General features: G+C 67.0%; 20 protein-coding genes. 11 read left to right on the top strand and 9 right to left on the bottom strand.

What is annotated here, in order from left to right; translation table 11 throughout:
• The first annotated feature begins 65 nt into the window (after positions 1–65).
• The 5 genes from LRD69_RS15970 to trxA all read left to right on the top strand — a co-directional run bounded on the left by LRD69_RS15970 (position 66) and on the right by trxA (position 5,167).
• Positions 66–1,790, top strand: a complete 1,725-nt coding sequence (locus LRD69_RS15970; protein WP_277327235.1) for a serine/threonine protein kinase — start codon at positions 66–68, stop codon at positions 1,788–1,790.
• Between the two features lie 162 nt (positions 1,791–1,952).
• A complete protein-coding gene (gene sigM, locus LRD69_RS15975) occupies positions 1,953–2,657 on the top strand; it encodes an RNA polymerase sigma factor SigM (protein WP_277327236.1) in 705 nt (234 codons plus the stop codon).
• Positions 2,654–3,673, top strand: a complete 1,020-nt coding sequence (locus tag LRD69_RS15980; RefSeq protein ID WP_277327237.1) for a hypothetical protein — start codon at positions 2,654–2,656, stop codon at positions 3,671–3,673. The genes sigM and LRD69_RS15980 overlap by 4 nt, the downstream gene beginning before the upstream one ends.
• A 133-nt stretch (positions 3,674–3,806) precedes the next feature.
• On the top strand, positions 3,807–4,769 hold the full coding sequence (trxB, locus tag LRD69_RS15985; protein WP_277327239.1) for a thioredoxin-disulfide reductase: 963 nt from the start codon (positions 3,807–3,809) through the stop codon (positions 4,767–4,769).
• A gap of 65 nt (positions 4,770–4,834) precedes the next feature.
• Positions 4,835–5,167, top strand: a complete 333-nt coding sequence (trxA, locus tag LRD69_RS15990; protein ID WP_030930508.1) for a thioredoxin — start codon at positions 4,835–4,837, stop codon at positions 5,165–5,167.
• A gap of 79 nt (positions 5,168–5,246) precedes the next feature.
• Here trxA and LRD69_RS15995 read toward each other — a convergent pair whose 3' ends face one another.
• From LRD69_RS15995 to rpmH, 9 genes are all read right to left on the bottom strand, one after another.
• The gene (locus LRD69_RS15995; protein WP_277327240.1) at positions 5,247–5,864 is read right to left on the bottom strand and encodes a GNAT family N-acetyltransferase; all 618 of its coding nucleotides are present in this window, start codon (positions 5,862–5,864) and stop codon (positions 5,247–5,249) included.
• A 303-nt stretch (positions 5,865–6,167) separates the two neighbouring features.
• The gene (locus tag LRD69_RS16000) at positions 6,168–7,271 is read right to left on the bottom strand and encodes a ParB/RepB/Spo0J family partition protein (protein ID WP_277327241.1); all 1,104 of its coding nucleotides are present in this window, start codon (positions 7,269–7,271) and stop codon (positions 6,168–6,170) included.
• The gene (locus LRD69_RS16005) at positions 7,268–8,344 is read right to left on the bottom strand and encodes a ParA family protein (RefSeq protein ID WP_277329754.1); all 1,077 of its coding nucleotides are present in this window, start codon (positions 8,342–8,344) and stop codon (positions 7,268–7,270) included. Before LRD69_RS16005 ends, LRD69_RS16000 begins: the two co-directional genes overlap by 4 nt.
• A 291-nt stretch (positions 8,345–8,635) precedes the next feature.
• Complete coding sequence (rsmG, locus tag LRD69_RS16010) at positions 8,636–9,352, bottom strand: 16S rRNA (guanine(527)-N(7))-methyltransferase RsmG (protein WP_277327242.1); 717 nt, start codon at positions 9,350–9,352, stop codon at positions 8,636–8,638.
• Positions 9,353–9,461: 109 nt separating this feature from the next.
• Entirely contained in the window at positions 9,462–9,971 is a 510-nt protein-coding gene (locus LRD69_RS16015; protein WP_277327243.1) for a R3H domain-containing nucleic acid-binding protein, read from the bottom strand.
• A 14-nt stretch (positions 9,972–9,985) separates the two neighbouring features.
• The gene (yidC, locus tag LRD69_RS16020) at positions 9,986–11,263 is read right to left on the bottom strand and encodes a membrane protein insertase YidC (protein ID WP_277327244.1); all 1,278 of its coding nucleotides are present in this window, start codon (positions 11,261–11,263) and stop codon (positions 9,986–9,988) included.
• A 3-nt stretch (positions 11,264–11,266) separates the two neighbouring features.
• Positions 11,267–11,626 (bottom strand): membrane protein insertion efficiency factor YidD, encoded by a 360-nt coding sequence (gene yidD / locus LRD69_RS16025; RefSeq protein ID WP_277327245.1) that lies wholly within the window; start codon positions 11,624–11,626, stop codon positions 11,267–11,269.
• On the bottom strand, positions 11,623–11,994 hold the full coding sequence (gene rnpA / locus LRD69_RS16030) for a ribonuclease P protein component (RefSeq protein ID WP_277327246.1): 372 nt from the start codon (positions 11,992–11,994) through the stop codon (positions 11,623–11,625). Before rnpA ends, yidD begins: the two co-directional genes overlap by 4 nt.
• 18 nt (positions 11,995–12,012) lie before the next feature.
• Positions 12,013–12,150: a 50S ribosomal protein L34 gene (gene rpmH, locus LRD69_RS16035; protein WP_030930485.1), complete on the bottom strand. Its 138-nt coding sequence runs from the start codon at positions 12,148–12,150 to the stop codon at positions 12,013–12,015.
• Positions 12,151–12,531: 381 nt separating this feature from the next.
• On the opposite strand from rpmH, the gene dnaA reads away from it, so the two are divergent.
• From dnaA to gyrB, 6 genes are all read left to right on the top strand, one after another.
• Positions 12,532–14,322, top strand: a complete 1,791-nt coding sequence (dnaA, locus tag LRD69_RS16040; RefSeq protein WP_277327247.1) for a chromosomal replication initiator protein DnaA — start codon at positions 12,532–12,534, stop codon at positions 14,320–14,322.
• A 964-nt stretch (positions 14,323–15,286) separates the two neighbouring features.
• A complete protein-coding gene (dnaN, locus tag LRD69_RS16045; protein ID WP_277327248.1) occupies positions 15,287–16,417 on the top strand; it encodes a DNA polymerase III subunit beta in 1,131 nt (376 codons plus the stop codon).
• A 132-nt stretch (positions 16,418–16,549) separates the two neighbouring features.
• Complete coding sequence (gnd, locus tag LRD69_RS16050; RefSeq protein ID WP_277327249.1) at positions 16,550–17,428, top strand: phosphogluconate dehydrogenase (NAD(+)-dependent, decarboxylating); 879 nt, start codon at positions 16,550–16,552, stop codon at positions 17,426–17,428.
• 78 nt (positions 17,429–17,506) lie between these two features.
• Entirely contained in the window at positions 17,507–18,637 is a 1,131-nt protein-coding gene (gene recF / locus LRD69_RS16055; protein ID WP_277327250.1) for a DNA replication/repair protein RecF, read from the top strand.
• The gene (locus tag LRD69_RS16060) at positions 18,634–19,236 is read left to right on the top strand and encodes a DciA family protein (RefSeq protein WP_277327251.1); all 603 of its coding nucleotides are present in this window, start codon (positions 18,634–18,636) and stop codon (positions 19,234–19,236) included. The genes recF and LRD69_RS16060 overlap by 4 nt, the downstream gene beginning before the upstream one ends.
• A gap of 415 nt (positions 19,237–19,651) precedes the next feature.
• Positions 19,652–21,721, top strand: a complete 2,070-nt coding sequence (gyrB, locus tag LRD69_RS16065; protein WP_277327252.1) for a DNA topoisomerase (ATP-hydrolyzing) subunit B — start codon at positions 19,652–19,654, stop codon at positions 21,719–21,721.
• Positions 21,722–21,732 lie beyond the last annotated feature (11 nt).

Here is a 21,732-nt window from a genome sequence, read left to right on the forward strand (position 1 = left end):
CACAATTGGCGTGACTGTGCAGAGCTGGCTGGCATCGCTCAACGGATGGGGAGGCAGGAACGACGGTGGCGGAACGTAGCACGGCTGCCGTCGACGTGGCCGACAACAGCGGCGATGAGCCGCTGACCGCCAAGGCGGACGAGGCCACGGCCGACGGGACGGCAGAAGCCCAGGAGACCGCGGGCACAAGCCCCGCCCAGGACACGGACGGTGAGCGGAGCCCCTCTGAAACCGCGTCAGCGACCCCCGATCTGCACAGTGGCCACAAACTTGCCAGACGCTACCGCCTTGAGGAGTGCGTCACCCGTCTGGACGGATTCAGCAGCTGGCGTGCTGTCGACGAGAAACTGCGCCGCGCGGTGGGCGTCCATCTGCTCCCCGCGGACCATCCGCGAGCCCGCTCCGTGCTGGCCGCGGCCCGATCCTCCGCGCTGCTCGGGGACCCGCGCTTCGTGCAGGTCCTCGACGCCGTCGAGGAGGACGACCTCGTCTATGTCGTCCACGAATGGCTCCCCGATGCCACCGAGCTCACGGCTCTGCTGGCGGCCGGTCCGATGGATGCTCACGACGCCTATCAGTTGGTCAGCCAGGTCGCCCAGGCCATGGCGGCCGCACACCGTGAGGGTCTCGCACATCTGCGGCTCACCCCCGGGGCAGTACTGCGGAGCTCGACCGGCCAGTACCGGATCCGTGGCCTCGCGGTGAACGCCGCCCTGCGGGGCATTGCCGCCGACGGCCCGCAGCGCGCAGACACCGAGGCGATCGGCGCCCTGCTCTACGCCGCATTGACCCAGCGCTGGCCCTACGAGGTCGATGCCTACGGACTTACCGGGCTGCCCAAGGGCGTCGGACTGCTCGCCCCCGACCAGGTGCGGGCGGGGGTCCACCGCGGCCTCTCGGAAATTGCCATGCGCGCCCTCGCCAACGACGGAGCCACCGCCTCCCGGCAGGAGCAGCCGTGCACCACACCCGACGAGCTGGCCAAAGCCGTTGCGGCGATGCCCCGCATCCGCCCGCCCGAGCCCAGCTTCACGGCTCCGCCCGAGTACCAGCGCACGACCTACCAGCAGGGCAGCTTCGGACGCCCGCCCACCGCTCCCGGCGGTGCTGCGACGCAGCCCGTGATGCCCGCACCGCCGGCGCCGCTCCAGAGCCGTACCGGCAAAGCTCTCAAGTGGGCAGTGTCGGCACTCCTCATCGCGGCCCTGGGCCTCGGTAGCTGGCAGCTCGCAGAGACGCTCCTGGACCGCGGCAACGATTCCGGCGGCACCGGCACCACACAGACGAACCCGGAGAACGGCGACAAGAACATTCCTGCTCCGGCCAAGCCGTTGCGGATCGCCGGTGCGACGGAGTTCATGCCGGGCGGCTCGGGGATCCAGCAGGAGGACGCACCGAACGCGGTCGACGGCAGGCCGGACACCGCCTGGATCACCCCGCAGTACCAGGGCTACGCCAATTTCGGCAACCTGCCGAACCGCAAGCAGGGCAGCGGCATAGTCGTTGACCTCGGCCGCGTGCAGGACGTCAGCGGCTTCACGATCAAGATGTACCGCGGCGGGCAGAAGGCGGAAGTGCTCGCCGCCGACGAGAACGCATCCACGCCGTCGTCCGTCTCCGACTTCCCGCAGCGCCTCACCGAGCTCGGTACGGTCGGAAGCAGCCTGGAGGAGAGCCTCGACAAACCGGTGCGGACCCGCTACATCCTGATCCACATCACCGAACTCCCGCCGGACGGGGCAGCAGGCCGCTTCCGCGGCGGGATCTCGGAGATCTCTGTACGCGGCTGACAGAACAGGCCGGCAGGAGTCATTCACCATGTCGGCTCTGCGGCTGCGACCGACGACGGACGGTCGCAGCCCTCCGTGGACCCATCTTCCTCGTCTCCATGCCGCCGCTCGCCTGAATCGTGATAGACAGACGCACCCGACACACAGAGGGAGGGAGGGGAGGTGGCCGCCGAGCCGTCAGAGCCACTCAGCGACTCAGACCTCCTCGCTCGCCATGTGGCCGGTGAACCGGATGCCTTCGGCGAGTTGGTACGGCGGCACCGCGACCGGCTGTGGGCCGTGGCACTACGGACCCTGGGCGACCGCGAGGAAGCGGCCGATGCGGTCCAGGACGCCCTGGTCTCCGCTTTCCGGGCCGCCCACACCTTCCGCGGTCAGTCCGCCGTCACCACCTGGCTGCACCGCATCACCGTCAACGCCTGCCTCGACCGGGTCCGTAAGGCGGCCTCGCGCAAGACTTCGCCGGTCGACGACACCGAGCGGCTTGAGCAGCTCCTTGAGCCCCACGAATCCGCCGAAGCGCCGGCCGAGCGCCAGGATCTGCACCGCGAACTTCTCGCAGCGCTCGGCACCCTCCCTGTCGAGCAGCGCGCCGCGCTCGTCCTCGTGGATATGCAGGGCTATCCCGTGGCAGAGGCTGCCCTCATCCTCGACGTACCGACCGGCACGGTGAAGAGCCGCTGCGCACGCGGCAGGGCTCGGCTGGCCCCCCTCCTCGCCCATCTGCGCAGCGAGGGCCGTCACACCAGCGATGTCAACGCCGCGAGGAACCGGACGCAGAGAGCATCCGTCCCACCCGTGCCGGGGCCGAGAGATATTGGGACCAGTGATCCTGCTGGAGTGAAGGGCGGAGGTGGGCGCACATGACATCGACGACCGACACGACCCAGCACCCGGACATCTCGGAGATCTCCGACCTCACTGAAGGACTGCTGTCCCCGTCCCGCACCGAGGAAGTGCGCCGTCACGTGGACGACTGCACCCTCTGCGGAGATGTCCTGGCGTCGCTCGAAGAGATCCAGGGGATGCTCGGCGCTCTGCCTGACGCTGAACCCATGCCCGACGACATCGCGCGTCGTATCGACGCTGCGCTGAGCACCGAGGCTCTTCTCGATACGCCGGCGTCGGACGAAGCGGCAGATGTTTCACGTGAAACATCTGCCGCGGAACACGGTCAGAGTACCGAAGGTCCGGAAACCGAGGGCCAAGAACCAGAGGGCCCGGAGAGGGCGAGCCACGAGACACGAGGCCCGGAGGCACAGCCTGCCTCTGGAGGTCGTCCCGCAGGGCGGCCGCAGGCGGCCACCGGCCCAGGGCGCAGGTCGGCACGACGCCGCCGCACCATCGTTCTCAGCGCAGCGCTCGGCGCAGCCGTCGTCGTCACGAGTGTCCTCATGCTGCAGACGGTCCGGACCTCCCAGAGCTCCGACGCGACCAGCAAGGCGGCGGACATGCGGGGCGGCGCCTCAAAGAGCGGAGCAAACGCGTTCTCGGGCTCCCCACTGGGTTTGCGCGTGCACGCACTCCTGAGCGACTCCGGTACCCCTGCTGCCGAGGACTCGTTCTCCGAAAAACGAGCGCCTTCGGTCGATAGCCAGTCGACGCCCGACAACGAGTCCTCCGCCTCTGCATCGCCCAGAACGTCGCTGCACACCCCCGCGGCGGCCGTCCCCGCCTGCATCCAGCAAGGCATCGGGCGCAAGTCTGCCGCCCTCGCCATCGAGGAAGGCACCTACGAGGGCCTGCCTGCCTTCCTTGTCGTTCTGCCGCACCAGAGCGACGCGACGCTCGTCCAGGCTTATGTCATCGACGCCGGCTGCGTCGAAGCAGATCCCACGGGCAAGGGCGAACTGCTCCTGACCCACGCCTACGCCCGCCACTGACAGTCGCGTCGGATGCGGCCCCGGCACGTCGGGAATGCATCCCCCGTAGGATCCGTTGGGTGGGGTGTGAGTCGTTGAACCGACCCCATCAGGCGTGGACAGTAGGCAGTCTGCAGAGACGAGGAAGAAACCCGTGAGCGACGTCCGTAATGTGATCATCATCGGCTCCGGCCCTGCGGGCTACACCGCCGCCCTGTACACCGCGCGTGCGTCGCTGAAGCCCCTGGTGTTCGAGGGCGCTGTGACCGCTGGTGGCGCTCTGATGAACACCACCGACGTGGAGAACTTCCCGGGCTTCCAGGACGGGATCATGGGCCCTGAGCTCATGGACAACATGCGGGCCCAGGCGGAGCGGTTCGGCGCCGAGCTCATCCCCGACGATGTGGTTGCCGTCGACCTGAACGGTGACATCAAGACGGTCACCGACACGGCTGGCACGGTGCACCGCGCCAAGGCAGTCATCGTCACCACCGGCTCGCAGCACCGGAAGCTCGGCCTGCCGAATGAGGACGCCCTCTCCGGACGCGGCGTCTCCTGGTGCGCAACCTGTGACGGCTTCTTCTTCAAGGACCAGGACATCGCTGTGGTCGGCGGTGGCGACACGGCCATGGAGGAGGCGACGTTCCTCTCCCGCTTCGCCAGGTCGGTCACGATCGTCCACCGCCGCGACTCACTGCGGGCCTCCAAGGCCATGCAGGAGCGTGCCTTTGCCGACCCGAAGATCAAGTTCGCCTGGGACAGCGAGGTGGCCGGGGTCCACGGCGAGCAGAAGCTCTCCGGGCTGACGCTGCGCAACACCAAGACCGGTGAGACGTCCGATCTCGCCGTGACCGGCCTGTTCATCGCCGTCGGCCACGACCCTCGCACGGAGCTCTTCAAGGGCCAGCTCGACCTCGACGACGAGGGCTACCTCAAGGTCGACGCGCCCTCGACGCGCACGAACCTGACCGGTGTCTTCGGCGCCGGCGACGTCGTCGACCACACCTACCGACAGGCCATCACCGCTTCCGGCACCGGCTGCTCCGCCGCTCTCGACGCCGAGCGCTTCCTTTCCGCGCTCGCCGACGGCGAGAAGGCCGCTGCGGCCACCGTCTGATCCACACCCCTCACCCCTCACCCCTCACCCCTCACCCCTCACCCCACGAAGTTAAGGAGGCCGCCGTGGCCGGCGCCCTGAAGAACGTGACTGACGACTCCTTCGACGAGGACGTCCTGAAGAGCGAGAAGCCGGTACTGGTGGACTTCTGGGCCGCGTGGTGCGGTCCGTGCCGCCAGATCGCGCCCTCGCTGGAGGCCATTGCGGCTGAGCACGGCGACAAGATCGAAATCGTCAAGCTCAACATCGACGAGAACCCGGCCACCGCTGCCAAGTACGGCGTGATGTCCATTCCGACGCTGAACGTGTACCAGGGCGGCGAGGTCGCAAAGACCATCGTCGGCGCCAAGCCGAAGGCTGCGATCCTCCGCGACCTGGAAGGCTTCATCGCCGAGTAGGACTTGATCCACTGTTTCACGTGAAACGGGTCCGTCCCCTGGGGGACGGACCCGTTTCACGTTTCCGTGACGCCTTGAATCACAGCGGTCGCAGCGCCGGTTCCTTCTGAACAGCCCCGAGCAATCGGTCCAGCGCCAACTCGACGTCTTCCTTCCACGACAGTGTCGTGCGCAGCTCCAGTCTCAACCGTGGATGGACCGGATGCGGGCGTACGGTCTTGAAGCCCACCGCCAGTAGGTGGTCTGCCGGGAGCACACAGGCCGGTTCCATCCACCGAGCATCGCCGAACGCCTCGATCGCCTTGAAACCCCGTCGCAGCAGATCCTTGGCGACGGTCTGCACCATCACGCGGCCCAGTCCCTGGCCCTGATATCCGGGCATGATCCAGGCGGTCATCAACTGCACAGCGTCGGGGGAGACCGGACTGGTGGGAAAGGCCGTCGAGCGCGGTACATACGCCGGTGGCGCATAGAGAACGAAGCCGACCGGCACGTCGTCCACGTAGACGACGCGTCCGCAGGATCCCCACTCCAGCAGGACGGCAGAGATCCAGGCTTCCTTCTCCAGCTCGGGGGTTCCTGCCTTTATCGCAGCTTCCCCACTGACCGGATCAAGCTCCCAGAAGACACACGAGCGGCACCGCTTGGGGAGATCGGGAAGGTTATCCAGTGTGAGCGGTACGAGCCGCCGTCCCATGAAGGCTGTTCCTCGCTTCCTTCGCCCGCCGCATCGCGTGCGGCGGCCAGTGCGCTCCGTTCTCGGAGCAGGCCGCCGACAAAGCCTCCGACAGCCCCTAGGCCCAGCCCCACTGTCACCAGTTGGCTGCGGCTCACTGAACGCATGGCCCTCCCTCCGCCGAGGTGGATCAAGCTGGATGTGCCATACCAGAACGAATCGTATCCACTCGGAGATGAAGTCGACACCGTGACAAAGCAAAGGGCGGGCTGTGTTCCGGAATGTTCCGGCATGCAGCCCGCCCTGCTGTTCCTTGTCCGGACGTCAGTTCTCGCCGTCCTCATCGGATTCCGCGGCAAGACCCCGCTCCAGCACACGACCCTCGCCCGGTGCCAGGCTGCCGAGAATGCGGTCCAGATCCTCCATCGAGGCAAACTCGACGACGATCTTTCCCTTCTTCTGCCCGAGATCGACCTTCACCCTCGTCTCGAACCGGTCCGAGAGCCTGGAAGCAAGATCGGAGAGGGCGGGCGACAACCGACCGCCGGCTCGGGGGCCCTTGGACTTGGGAGTGCTGCTGGGCCGGGAGCCCATCAGCGTCACGATCTCCTCGACCGCACGCACCGAGAGCCCCTCGGCCACAATGCGATGAGCCAGGCGGTCCTGCTCCTCGGAGTCGTCCACAGACAGCAGTGCCCTCGCGTGACCGGCCGATAGCACCCCGGCTGCGACCCTGCGCTGCACCGGCGGAGAGAGCCGCAGCAGACGTAGCGTGTTCGACACCTGCGGGCGGGAGCGCCCGATCCGATCGGCCAGCTGATCATGTGTGCACTTGAAGTCCTTGAGCAGCTGGTCGTACGCAGCTGCCTCCTCCAACGGGTTCAGCTGAGCCCGGTGCAGGTTCTCCAGAAGCGCGTCCAGAAGCAGCTTCTCGTCGTCCGTGGCCCGGACGATGGCCGGGATCCGCTCCAGACCGGCCTCACGGCAGGCCCTCCAACGCCGCTCGCCCATGATGAGCTCATAGCGCTCCGGCCCCAGCTTCCGCACGACGACCGGCTGGAGGAGCCCGACCTCCTTGATGGAGGTGACCAGCTCCGCAAGTGCGTCCTCGTCGAACACCTCACGAGGCTGACGGGGGTTCGGAGTGATGGAACCGAGAAGGACCTCCGCGAAGTAGGCGCCCGCGGCATCCGTCGGCTGCGAGGACGACTCCTCGGGGTCCCCTACGGGGGTACCCGGCTCCGGAACGACCTGAGCGGCGGTGAGCGTGGTCACCTTCGCGGCGGCCACGCCGCGATCGGTCGTCATGGCGGGCATCCCGCCCGGAGAAACCAAACCTGCTCCGGACGTCGGCATCTGACGTTCCTGCGGGGCAGCGGGAATCAATGCGCCGAGCCCACGCCCCAGCCCTCTACGACGCTCACTCACTGGATCCCCTCCGAAATGTTCTGCTGGCTGTTCAGGCTGCCCGTCGGGGCATGCTGAGCCTCGTAGTGCACCCCCACCCCCCGCAGGGCGATCTCACGAGCGGCTTCAAGATACGACAGGGACCCACTGGAACCTGGATCGTAGGTCAGCACGGTCTGCCCATAGCTCGGCGCCTCCGAGATCCGCACCGATCGAGGAATGCTCGTGCGCAGCACCTCCTTGCCGAAGTGACTGCGCACCTCCTCCGCCACCTGGGAAGCGAGCCTGGTCCTGCCGTCGTACATGGTGAGCAGGATCGTCGACACATGCAGATCGGGGTTGAGGTGCCCCCGGACGAGGTCGACGTTGCGCAGCAGCTGCCCCAGTCCTTCGAGCGCGTAGTACTCGCACTGGATAGGGATCAGCACTTCGGCGCCCGCAACCAGAGCGTTGACCGTCAACAGACCGAGCGACGGCGGGCAGTCGATGAGGATGTAGTCCAGAGGCTGCTCATACGCCTGGATCGCCCGCTGCAGGCGACTCTCCCGCGCCACCAGCGACACCAGCTCGATCTCCGCACCGGCGAGATCGATGGTGGCGGGGGCACAGAAGAGGCCCTCGACGTCCGGGACGGGCTGAACCACCTCCGAGAGCGGCTTGCTCTCGACCAGGACGTCATAGATGGAGGGAACTTCGGCATGGTGATCAATGCCCAGGGCGGTGGAGGCGTTGCCCTGCGGGTCGAGGTCGACCACCAGCACGCGCGCACCATGGAGGGCAAGCGAGGCGGCAAGGTTGACCGTCGTAGTGGTCTTACCCACCCCACCCTTCTGGTTGGCCACCACCATGACGCGTGTCTGGTCAGGGCGAGGCAGCCCTTCACCGGCACGGCCAAGGGCCTCGACCGCCAGCTGGGCCGCGCGACCGATGGGTGTGTCATCCATCGGCGGCGGTGTTTCACGTGAAACACCGTCCCCCGCCGATTCGGTTCGGGGACCGGGGACCGGATCGGTCATCGGTCCCGCGATGTTGGCGTCGGACCGCAAGGATTCACTCTCCTCGACTTCAGACTCGCAATGAGCAGAGCCTGCCATGCTTTCGGGGTCGTGAACCAGCGAGGCCCACTCTTCTGTGGATGAATCCACTTCTGTGGACAACTTCGTAGCCCTAAAGGGCCTGCGATGCCGCGGTGCGGCAGCCGCGCGACCGCGGCTGATGATTCCATGCAACAGAGAGCGACGTTTCACGTGAAACACGATGCCCCTGCAGCGTAGCTACAGGGGCACGACACTCCGCATGCGGTACGTATGACCGCGCGCGGAGCATCACTGACAAAACGGCATGAACTACCCGTAACAGGCAGTCTCGCAGTGTTGCCGCCGCCTTCAGCGGCGGCGACGCGCTCGGCCGACCCTGGCAGCCTTCGCCCTCTTTGCGGCGAACCTCACACCACCCGGACTCTCGCCGACCACTACCCGCACCACAGTGGACAACGGTTCGACCACACCTTCACCGACGTGCAGTACCTCGGTGTCCACCACACCGAGCTTGCTCAGGGCAGCACGCGCGCCGTTGATCTCCTCTTCTGCGGTATCACCCTTGAGCGCCAGCATCTCTCCGTACGGGCGCAGCAGCGGCACACCCCAGCCGGCCAGCCGGTCGAGCGGTGCGACAGCGCGAGCCGTCACCACATGGACCGGCTGCAGCGTCCCCAGGACCTCCTCGGCCCGGCCACGGACGACCGTCACGTGATCCAGCCCCAGCAGCTCGACGACTTCCTGCAGGAAGTTCGTCCGCCGGAGCAACGGCTCAAGCAGGGTGATCTTCAGATCCGGACGGACCAGTGCCAGCGGAATACCCGGGAGACCGGCGCCGGAGCCCACATCGCAGACCGTCACACCCTCGGGTACGACCTCCGAGAGCACCGCACAGTTCAGCAAATGCCGCTCCCACAGCCGCGGCACCTCACGAGGACCGATCAGCCCTCGCTTGACCCCGGCATCGGCAAGCAGTTCCGCGTACCGGACAGCCTCCGGGAAGAACTCACCGAAAACCGCCCGCGCCTCTTCGGGCGCCTGGGGAAGCTCTACTTCCGCCGTCACGGGAACCGTCCTTCCTTACCGCACAACCGCACTGTGGGTGGCTGACTATCAGGCTGACAAAGATCGGCCCCGCCTGCGAACAGACGGGGCCGACAGAACAAGGGTCCGGTCAGGCCGGGAGGACGACGACGAAGCGCTGCGGCTCCTCGCCCTCTGACTCGCTGCGCAGACCCGCGGCCGCAACCGCGTCGTGCACAACCTTGCGCTCGAACGGCGTCATCGGGTCCAGCTTCACCGGCTCACCGGTCTTCTTGACCTCGTCCGCGGCCTTGGCACCCAACTCGGCAAGGACCTCCCGCTTCTTGGCCCGGAAGCCCGCGATGTCCAGCATCAGCCGACTACGGTCACCGGTCTCCCGGTGCACGGCCAGTCGCGTCAGCTCCTGGAGCGCCTCCAGCACCTCACCGTCGCGGCCCACGAGCTTCTGCAGTTCACGAGCCGAGTCGCTGATGATCGAGACCGCGGCCCGGTCCGCCTCGACATCCATGTCGATGTCACCGTCGAGGTCGGCGATGTCGAGCAGGCCCTCGAGGTAGTCGGCTGCGATCTCCCCTTCCTGCTCGAGGCGAGTCAAGGTGTCGCTGCCCTCAGCGGCCGTGGAGGTGGTGCCTTCCGTCACGGATGGACTCCTTCTTACTTCTTGGACGGGTGCTTGGGCCGCTGCGGGCCCCTGCGCTGTCCGGACTTGGCTTGGCGTGAGGAGCCGGACGCGGGCTTGCCCGCCGGCTTGGGCTTGTCGTCCTGCGGTGCGTCCTGCTTCTCCAGCGAGGTCTTGGCATCCGCCGACTCGGTCGAGGCAGCAGAGTCGCTGTCCTTCGCCGCGCCCTGCTGGACAGCACCGGTCTGGCGCTTCGCCTTGGTCTGGCGCTTGGGCTGCTGACGCTTCTGAGTGGCTCCGCCCTCGGCCTCGGCCACAGCGGTATCGCTCTTGGTCACCGTGCCGTCCGCCTGGGCGACGAGGCCCAGCTTGGCCAGCCCGGTGATGAACTTCCGCTCGATGTCGTTGCGGTCCGCACCCTTGGCAACGATCCGCTTGACGGTGTTGCGCTTCGTCCTGCCCCGCACCTCACCGTGAGCGGTGACGCTCTTCAGCAGACGTCCCAGGTAGTGGTCCTGCGCCTTGCTGCCCGGGGTCGGGTTCTGGTTGATCACGTACATCTGCTGACCCATGGTCCAGACGTTGGTGGTCAGCCAGTAGACGAGGACGCCGACGGGGAAGTTGATGCCCATGACGGCGAAGATCAGCGGGAAGATGTACATGAGCATCTTCTGCTGCTGCATGTACGGCGTCTTGACCGTCAGGTCGACGTTCTTCGTCATCAGCTGGCGCTGGGTGAAGAACTGCGACGCCGACATCATCACGATCATGACCGCAGTGACGACGCGGACATCGGTCAGCGACGCACCAAGAGCGGCAACCTCCGAAGCGCTATCGGTGAACTTCGCGGCCAGCGGGGCACCGAAGATGTGTGCCTGCCGGGCACTGTCCAGCAGCGGCTGGTTGATGACACCGATCGTCTTGCCCGAGGCGATGGCCGAGAGCACGTGATACAGGGCGAAGAAGAACGGCGACTGCGCCAGGATGGGAAGGCACGAGGAGAGCGGGTTGGTGCCCGTCTCCTTGTACAGCTTCATCATCTCTTCGGACTGACGCTGCTTGTCGCTCTTGTAGCGCTCCTGGATCGCCTTCATCTTCGGCTGGAGCACCTGCATGTTCCGCGTCGACTTGATCTGCTTCACGAAAAGCGGGATCAGGCAGATGCGGATCAGCACCACCAGGGACACGATGGACAGGCCCCAGGCCCAGCCGGTGTCGTCGCCGAAGATCGCTCCGTACAGCTTGTGGAACTGAACGATGACCCACGAGACGGGGTAGGTGATAAAGCTGAACAGACTGGCAATCGTGTCCACTAATCAGGCTCCTTGAGCTTTGGGCGAGGTCTCTGAGGCCGGGCTGGGGGTTCGGAGACCGTTCCCCCCAGAAGGCACATCAGCGGCGGAGTCCCCGCCCTTGCTGCTGCGTATCGCTTGACGCAGCAGTTCGTGCCAACGCGGGCGTTTGCGTGGCGGGACGTGATCCACGCCGCCGGGTGACCACGGATTGCATCGCAGGATGCGCCATGCGGTCAGCGCTGTTCCCTTGATCGCTCCGTGCCGGTCGATCGCCGTATATCCATAGTGGGAACACGACGGGTAGTAACGGCAGACAGGCCCGAGTAGTGGGCTGATCGTCCACTGATACAGCTTGATAAGAGCCAGCAGCGGGTACTTCATCGCGCGCCCCCTCCCAGTAGCCGCTGAAGTGCGGCGTCAAGGTCTCGGGCCAGCTGTTCATGGTCGGCGTCGCCCGATCCGGGCAGCGCTCGTACGACAACCAGGCTACCGGGGGGCAGCAGGGGCAGTCGTTCGCGGACCAGATGGCGAAGCCTCCGCTTCACTGCTGTGCGTACGACCGCTCCACCCACGGCTTTGCTGACAACGAAACCCGCACGTGGCGGGGGAGCACTCTCCCCAGTCACGTGCGGGTCCGTTGCACCGCTGCGTAGATGGACGACGAGTAGCGGGCGGCCGGCCCGGCGTCCTCGACGTACTGCGGTCGCGAAGTCCTCGCGCCGCCTCAGCCGATTCTCGGTAGGCAGCACGTCATGACCTGTAAGCGATCAGGCGGACAGGTTGGCGCGACCCTTGCCACGGCGGGACGCGAGAATCGCGCGGCCGGCACGGGTGCGCATACGCAGCCGGAAGCCGTGGGTCTTCGCGCGACGACGGTTGTTCGGCTGGAAGGTGCGCTTGCTCACTCGGGGGCTCCAGAAATGATCGTGTGATGGCGGGACATCGCCTGGCTGTCACCGTGCGCCCACGAGAGACTCGCGTAAACGCCTTAGTGCACCGCTTCACAATCACTGATCGTGATCTTTGCCCATCGGAGGCAGGCGGCAGCAGCCATCGACAACTCGACCTGGTCACGGTACGCGCGGCTACGCCATCCGGTCAAACCGGCCCCACGGCGAGCCTGTAACGACCCGCGCTGTACACAGCCTGTGGACAACAACTTGAACGACGCGGGTCGGCCTGACTACCGTGGCTGAACTCCGGTTCTTTTTCTTCCTGCCTGCCGGGCCTTACCCATCCCGTCCCGAGAACCACACATTCGTGGGACCAGCGAGAGAGCGTGCCTTGTGGCTGACGTACCTGCCGATCTTGCCGCAGTGTGGCCACGAGTGCTGGAGCAGCTCCTCGGGGAGGGCCAGCAAGGCATCGAGCCGAAGGACAAGCAGTGGATCGAGCGCTGCCAGCCTCTCGCACTCGTCGCCGACACCGCACTGCTCGCCGTCCCCAACGAATGGGGCAAGCGCGTCCTGGAGGGCCGGCTCGCGCCGCTCATCAGCGAGACGCTGAGCCGTGAGTGCGGCCGCCCCATCCGGATCGCGATCACCGTGGACGACTCCGCGGGCGAACCGCCGAGTCCGCCGGCCCCGCCGATGCACCAACCCCAGCAGCCGCCCCGCTACCAGGGACCCCAGCACGACGAGCGCCAGCACAACGACGGGTACGACGGCTACGGCCACCGGCCCTCGGACGACGGCATGCCGACGGCTCGGCCCGCCTACCCGGACTACCAGCAGCAGCGACCCGAGCCCGGCGCCTGGCCGCGCACCCAGGAGGACCTCTCCTGGCAGCAGCCCCGGCTCGGCGGCTTCCAGGAGCGCGACACGTCCGCGGAGCAGTGGCGCGAACCGCAGCACGACTACCGCCCGCAGCAGCACGACTACCGGTCGCAGCCGCCCGAGCGTCAGGGGTACGAGCAGCAGCACCTCGAGCGCCGTGACATGCAGGAGCCCCAGCACCGGCCGTCCGGTGCCGGCACCGGACGCCCCGGCGGCGCCACCGGGCCTATGGGCGCACAGCCCGCACCCGCGCCCGGTCCCGGCGAACCACATGCCCGGCTCAATCCGAAGTACCTCTTCGACACCTTTGTCATCGGCGCGTCCAACCGGTTCGCGCACGCGGCGGCCGTAGCCGTGGCCGAGGCGCCCGCGAAGGCGTACAACCCCCTCTTCATCTATGGGGAGTCGGGACTCGGCAAGACCCACCTGCTGCATGCCATCGGGCACTACGCGCGCAGCCTCTACCCGGGCACCCGGGTGCGCTATGTGAGCTCCGAGGAGTTCACCAACGAGTTCATCAACTCGATCCGCGACGGCAAGGGCGACACCTTCCGCAAGCGGTACCGCGATGTGGACATCCTGCTGGTCGACGACATCCAGTTCCTGGCGAGCAAGGAGTCGACGCAGGAGGAGTTCTTCCACACCTTCAATACGCTCCACAACGCCAACAAGCAGATCGTGCTGTCCTCGGACCGGCCGCCGAAGCAGCTGGTCACCCTCGAGGACCGGCTGCGGAACCGTTTCGAATGGGGACTGACCACCGACGTCCAGCCGCCCGAGCTGGAGACGCGGATCGCGATCCTCCGCAAGAAGGCGGTGCAGGAGCAGCTCAACGCACCGCCGGAGGTACTGGAGTTCATCGCGTCCCGCATCTCGCGCAACATCCGCGAGCTCGAGGGCGCGCTGATCCGGGTGACGGCCTTCGCCAGCCTCAACCGGCAGCCGGTGGATCTCGGGCTGACCGAGATCGTGCTGAAGGACCTGATCCCCGGCGGCGAGGACTCCGCTCCGGAGATCACGGCGTCGGCCATCATGGCGGCGACCGCGGACTACTTCGGGCTGACGGTGGAGGATCTCTGCGGATCCTCGCGCAGCCGGGTGCTGGTGACGGCTCGCCAGATCGCGATGTATCTCTGCCGTGAACTGACGGATCTCTCGCTGCCCAAGATCGGTGCGCAGTTCGGCGGCCGCGACCATACGACCGTGATGCACGCGGACCGGAAGATCCGCGCGCTGATGGCGGAGCGGCGCTCCATCTACAACCAGGTCACCGAGCTCACCAACCGCATCAAGAACGGCTGACGGAGGGCCGGGTACGGCCTCTGCCACGCATACGTACGGCACCGGAAGGGCGCCCCGGACGGACTCTCACACAGTCCCCGGGGCGCCCTTCGTCGTTTCCGGACGGCTTCAGAACGCCTTCCAGCGGCTTCCGGGCGCCTCCCAACAGCCTCCGTGCGTCCCCCCGGACGGCTTCACGGCGCCTCCGCCGCAGCCTCGGTGTTCGAATACGCGTCGCCGACCTGCAGTTCTCCACAGATCTGGGGAGAATTCCCCCTCCACAGCCTGGGGACCACGAAGTTGTCCATACTGCTTCCACAGGGCGGTCCGCCGATGCTCCATCAGGGCTGGTCAGAAGCCTGGGGATTTGTGGTCAACAGTGATCCACAAGCTGTGGACAAGATATTCGTCCACAAGGGGCCGTCCGTGTTGTCCACCGGCGGCCCACAGGCAGGGTGATGTTGTCCCCAGCTTCTCCACACCCCTGTCCACTGTTCGGCAACGCAACACCGCTCTTCACCGCGCAGAGTGAAAGGCGTCACACCGATGAGGTCGGTTGGGCTGTGGGGAACCTGGGTAAAGCTGGGGACAGCCCTGGGGAGAAACACCGTCGCCCTGTGCATCGGGTGTGCAGAACTTCTGGGTGTCCACAGAAACACCGGGTTGTCCACCGATGCCACCCACAGGGCCGGTGGACAAAAAACTGGGCCTGACCTGGGAAAACGACGTTATCCACGGTTTCCACAGGCCCTACTACTACTGCCACATAGAGTTAGCTCGGATTCCGCTTCGAAGTCTGGGCTGTGCACAACTTGGTGCCGGAGCTCTCCGAACCTCTTGTCGCGACTTGACCCCGAGCAGCACCGAGTGTCGGTGCGGTACGTCAGACTGGTCCCCGGCGTCCTCCCCCTGCCATCGGCGGAGCGACCCCGACCAGACGACGAAGGCCAGCAGGGCGAGCGAGCAACAGCAGGAGGCGGTTCCGGTGAAGATCCGGGTGGAGCGCGATGTACTCGCGGAGGCGGTGGCCTGGGTGGCTCGCAGCCTTCCGGCCCGTCCGCCGGCGCCCGTTCTTGCGGGCCTTCTTCTGAAGGCCGAGGACGGCTCTCTCAGCTTCTCGAGCTTCGACTACGAGGTCTCGGCCCGGGTCTCGGTGGACGCCGAGGTCGAGGAGGACGGCACGGTGCTGGTCTCCGGCCGGCTGCTCGCCGACATCTGCCGTGCTCTCCCCAACCGCCCGGTGGAGATTTCCACCGACGGTGTACGGGCCACGGTGGTCTGCGGCTCCTCGCGATTCACACTCCACACCCTTCCTGTGGAGGAATACCCGGCGCTGCCGCAGATGCCGACCGCGACGGGCACCGTCCCCGGCGAGGTCTTCGCCTCCGCTGCCGCCCAGGTCGCCATCGCCGCCGGCCGTGACGACACGCTGCCCGTCCTGACCGGTGTGCGGATCGAGATCGAGGGCGACACGGTCACGCTCGCCTCCACCGACCGCTACCGCTTCGCGGTCCGCGAGTTCCTGTGGAAGCCGGAGAACCCGGACGCCTCGGCCGTCGCCCTGGTGCCCGCAAAGACGCTGCTGGACACCGCCAAGGCGCTGACCAGCGGTGACACGGTGACTCTGGCGCTGTCCGGCTCGGGCGCCGGTGAGGGCCTGATCGGCTTCGAGGGCGCGGGGCGGCGGACCACCACGCGGCTGCTCGAAGGCGACCTGCCGAAGTACCGGACGCTGTTCCCCACCGAGTTCAACTCGGTCGCGGTGATCGAGACGGCCCCGTTCGTCGAGGCCGTCAAGCGTGTGGCCCTCGTCGCGGAGCGGAACACCCCGGTGCGGCTCAGCTTCGAACAGGGTGTGCTGATCCTGGAAGCCGGTTCCAGCGACGATGCACAGGCTGTGGAGCGCGTCGACGCCGTGCTGGACGGCGACGACATCTCGATCGCCTTCAACCCGACCTTCCTGCTCGACGGGCTCAGTGCGATCGACTCCCCGGTTGCACAGCTCTCGTTCACGACCTCCACCAAGCCCGCGCTGCTCAGCGGCCGGCCCGCGGTGGATGCCGAGGCGGATGACGCATACAAGTACCTGATCATGCCGGTGCGTCTTTCCGGCTGATCCGGCCATCGGTCCTGTCACGGCAGTGTCCGGCCGGGCACGCTCAGCGCGGAGCTTGCCCAGCGGCCTGTCTCCTGCCGGGCGTAGGCTCGGCTTTGGGTACGAATCGGCACAACGCTTAAGGAATCTCTGATGGAGCTCGGTCTCGTCGGCCTCGGCAAGATGGGCGGCAACATGCGCGAGCGCATTCGCCGCGCAGGCCACACCGTCATCGGTTACGACCGCAACCCGGACGTCTCCGATGTCCACAGCCTCGAAGAGCTTGTGGGCAAGCTGAAGGGTCCGCGCGTCGTCTGGGTCATGGTCCCGGCCGGTGCCGCGACCCAGGCCACGATCGACGAGCTGGCAGCGCTGCTGTCGCCGGGCGACATCGTCGTGGACGGCGGGAACTCCCGTTGGACCGACGACGAGAAGCACGCGGTCGAGCTGGGCATCAAGGGCATCGGCTTCGTCGACTGCGGTGTCTCCGGCGGCGTCTGGGGCCTGGAGAACGGTTACGCGCTGATGTACGGCGGCGACGCCGACCACGTCGCGAAGGTTCAGCCGGTCTTCGACGCGCTGAAGCCGGAGGGCGACTTCGGTTCCGTCCACGCGGGCAAGGTCGGCGCCGGCCACTTCGCGAAGATGGTCCACAACGGCATCGAGTACGCCATGATGCAGGCCTACGCCGAGGGCTGGGAGCTGCTGGAGAAGGTCGACTCCGTCACCGATGTGCGCGAGGTCTTCCGCTCCTGGCAGGAAGGTACGGTCATCCGTTCCTGGCTGCTCGACCTGGCGGTCAACGCGCTGGACGACGACGAGCACCTGGACAAGCTGCGTGGCTTCGCCGCGGACTCCGGTGAGGGCCGCTGGACCGTGGAGGCGGCGATCGACAACGCGGTGCCGCTGCCCGCGATCACCGCGTCGCTCTTCGCCCGTTTCGCCTCCCGGCAGGACGACTCCCCGCAGATGAAGATGATCGCCGCGCTGCGCAACCAGTTCGGTGGCCACGCGGTCGAGAACAAGAAGTAACCGCAACGAAAGGCGGGCCGGACCAGCACCACCGGCCCGCGCTACGGAGCAGGAAGCCGGGAAGGTCGGCGTACACCCATGCATGTCACGCATCTCTCGCTGGCCGACTTCCGCTCGTACGCCCGGGTCGAGGTACCTCTCGATCCGGGCGTCACCGCGTTCGTGGGGGCCAACGGCCAGGGCAAGACGAATCTGGTCGAGGCCGTCGGCTACCTCGCGACGCTCGGCAGCCACCGTGTCTCCTCCGATGCGCCGCTGGTGCGGATGGGCGCGGACCGGGCCGTCATCCGGGCCGCAGTCACGCAGGGCGAACGGTCCCAGCTGATCGAGTTGGAGCTCAATCCGGGCAAGGCCAACCGCGCCCGGATCAATAGGTCGTCGCAGGTCAGACCGCGTGACGTGCTGGGGATCGTTCGAACTGTGCTGTTCGCCCCGGAGGACCTGGCGCTGGTCAAGGGCGATCCCGGCGAGCGCCGCCGCTTCCTCGACGAGCTGATCACGGCGCGGTCGCCACGGATGGCAGGGGTCCGCTCGGACTACGAGCGGGTGCTGAAGCAGCGCAACACCCTGCTGAAGTCCGCCGCGATGGCGCGCAGGCACGGCGGCCGGTCGATGGATCTGTCCACCCTCGACGTGTGGGACCAGCATCTGGGCCGGGTGGGCGCGGAGCTTCTGGCGCAGCGGCTGGATCTGATAGCGACCCTGCAGCCGCTCGCCGACAAGGCGTACGGGGATGTGGCGCCCGGCGGCGGCCCTGTGACCTTGGAGTACCGCAGTTCGGTCGGTGCGGGGGTTGAGCCCGCGCGTACCCGTGACGCGTTGTACGAGCAGCTGATCGCGGCCCTGGCCGAGGTCCGTAAGCAGGAGATCGAGCGGGGCGTGACGCTCGTGGGACCGCACCGGGACGATCTGTTGCTGGGGCTGCGCGGTATGCCTGCCAAGGGGTACGCGAGCCATGGCGAGTCCTGGTCGTATGCGCTGGCGCTGCGGCTGGCCTCGTACGATCTGCTGCGCGGGGAGGGCAATGAGCCGGTGCTCGTCCTGGACGACGTCTTCGCCGAGCTGGACGCGCGGCGCCGGGAGCGGCTGGCGGAGCTGGTGGCTCCCGGCGAGCAGGTGCTGGTGACGGCCGCGGTGGACGATGACGTTCCAGGTGTGCTGGCGGGTAGGCGGTATGCGGTGTCGGCGGGCGAGGTGGAGCGCGTATGAGCGGCTCCGGTGGTCCGGTGAAGGACGGCGGCTCGGCGTCGCAGCAGCCGTCGGGCGATACGGGTCGGCCGGCGGGCGAGGCGAGGCAGCCGGAGGCGTCGGGGGTCGACCTGGCCCGGGTGGCGCTGCGCGCAGCGAAGGAGCAGGCGCGGGCGCGTGGTGCTGCGGCGCAGCAGAAGAAGCAGGCCAGACGGGGTGGAGGACTGCGTTCCGGAGCGCGGGCGGACGGCCGTGACCCGCTGCCGCTGGGCGCTGCGATCAATCGTCTGATCACTGAGCGAGGCTGGGAGACGCCGGCCGCGGTGGGCGGGGTGATGGGTCGCTGGCCGCAGATCGTCGGTGAGGATCTGGCCAAACACTGTGTGCCGCTGCGGTACGACGAGGACCCCGACGAGCGGGTGCTCACGGTGCAGTGCGATTCGACGGCATGGGCGACGCAGCTGCGGTTGCTGGCGCCGCAGCTGGTGGCCCGGCTGAACGCGGATCTGGGGCACGGCACAGTGAAATTGATCAAGGTGTTGGGGCCGGGCGGTCCACAGCGCCGGTTCGGTCCACTGCGTGCGCCGGGTTCCACGGGCCCTGGCGACACCTACGGCTGACCTGGGCTTTCTCTCCGTATCCCGTTCTTTGCCCCCTTCTGGCGGCCCCTGTTCCCGGTTGTGTCGCGGCACGGCTGTGGAGGTGTGCTGCTCAGCCCGTCGTGGTGCCCGGCGCTTCCTGTATGTGCAGGTATGTGGCGGTTGAAACCGCACGGATGGGCTGATGCGTCCCTCACCGTAGCGGGAGGTTGACAGGTCGAAGCGCTCAATGCCCGCGTGAGCCTCTTAGGGCCCCTTCCTGAATATGGGGAGTCGTCAGGCGCTCATTCAGGGCGGCACATGCGGACTCAGGTACCGGCAAACCCCCATTCATGTCGGCGCTACCGGTAGACTGGTGAACAATCCCGCTTACTTGCGGGAGTCGTCGATACAAGCCGAACGACGCAGCCGCTCCCGCCTGCCCGGAGAACGGCCTGTGCTGTGCCAGAAAGGGCGCTTCGTGGCCGATTCCGGCAACCCCAACGAGAACATTCCGTCCACACCCGGTGAGAGCGGCGAGGTGCCTGCTTCGTACGACGCCAGCGCGATCACTGTCCTCGAGGGCCTGGACGCGGTCCGCAAGCGACCTGGCATGTACATCGGCTCGACCGGTGAGCGTGGATTGCACCACCTTGTGCAAGAGGTCGTCGACAACTCGGTCGACGAGGCCCTGGCCGGGCACGCGGACACCATCGACGTCACGATCCTTGCCGACGGCGGGGTCCGGGTGATCGACAACGGTCGCGGTATCCCCGTCGACATCGTGCCGTCGGAGAAGAAGCCCGCGGTCGAGGTCGTGCTGACGGTGCTGCACGCCGGCGGCAAGTTCGGCGGCGGCGGATATGCCGTCTCCGGTGGTCTGCACGGTGTCGGTGTCTCCGTCGTGAACGCCCTGTCGACGCGCGTCGCCGTCGAGGTCAGGCGGGACGGCTACCGCTGGACCCAGGACTACAAGCTCGGTGTGCCCACGGCGCCGCTGGCCCGTAACGAGGCCACCGACGAGACCGGTACGACCGTCACCTTCTGGGCCGACGGCGACATCTTCGAGACCACCGAGTACTCCTTCGAGACCCTGTCGCGCCGCTTCCAGGAGATGGCATTCCTCAACAAGGGCCTGACCATCAAGCTCACGGACGAGCGTGATTCGGCAAAGGCGACGGCGGGCGCGGACGTCGCGGAGGCCGTCGAGGTCGCCGAGGAGGAAGCGGCCCGTACGGTCACGTACCACTACGAGGGCGGCATCGTCGACTTCGTGAAGTACCTCAACTCCCGCAAGGGCGAAGTCATTCACCAGTCGGTGATCGACATCGAGGCCGAGGACAAGGACCGACTGCTCTCGGCCGAGATCGCGATGCAGTGGAACACGCAGTACAGCGAAGGCGTCTACTCCTTCGCCAACACGATCCACACGCATGAGGGCGGTACCCACGAGGAAGGTTTCCGTGCGGCGCTGACCACGCTGGTCAACAAGTACGCGCGGGACAAGAAGCTGCTGCGCGAGAAGGACGACAACCTCACCGGTGACGACATCCGTGAGGGGCTTACGGCGATCATCTCGCTGAAGCTGGGCGAGCCGCAGTTCGAGGGCCAGACGAAGACCAAGCTGGGCAACACGGAGGCGAAGACCTTCGTGCAGAAGGTCGTCCACGAGCACCTCACGGACTGGTTCGACCGGAACCCGAACGAAGCGGCGGACATCATCCGCAAGGGCATCGCGGCGGCCACGGCCCGTGTCGCGGCCCGCAAGGCGCGCGATCTGACCCGCCGCAAGGGGCTCCTGGAGAGCGCCTCGCTGCCGGGCAAGCTGAGCGACTGCCAGTCGAACGACCCGACGAAGTGCGAGATCTTCATCGTCGAGGGTGACTCCGCCGGTGGTTCGGCGAAGTCCGGCCGTAACCCGATGTACCAGGCCATCCTGCCGATCCGAGGCAAGATCCTGAACGTCGAGAAGGCCCGGGTCGACAAGATCCTGCAGAACACCGAGGTCCAGGCGCTGATTTCGGCCTTCGGCACCGGAGTCCACGAGGACTTCGACATCGAGAAGCTCCGCTATCACAAGATCATTCTGATGGCGGACGCCGACGTCGACGGTCAGCACATCAACACCCTGCTGCTGACGTTCCTCTTCCGCTTCATGCGTCCGCTCGTCGAGGCCGGGCACGTCTACCTCTCCCGTCCGCCGCTCTACAAGATCAAGTGGGGCCGGGACGACTTCGAGTACGCGTACTCGGACCGTGAGCGCGACGCCCTGGTCGAGCTCGGCAAGCAGAACGGCAAGCGGATCAAGGAAGACTCGATCCAGCGCTTCAAGGGTCTCGGCGAGATGAACGCCGAGGAGCTGCGCATCACCACGATGGACATCGACCACCGGGTGCTCGGCCAGGTCACGCTGGACGACGCGGCGCAGGCCGACGACCTCTTCTCGGTGCTGATGGGTGAGGACGTCGAGGCACGGCGCTCGTTCATCCAGCGCAACGCCAAGGACGTCCGCTTCCTCGACATCTGAGTCGGCCGTAC

Source organism: Streptomyces sp. JH14, from assembly GCF_029428675.1.
Lineage (GTDB): Bacteria > Actinomycetota > Actinomycetes > Streptomycetales > Streptomycetaceae > Streptomyces.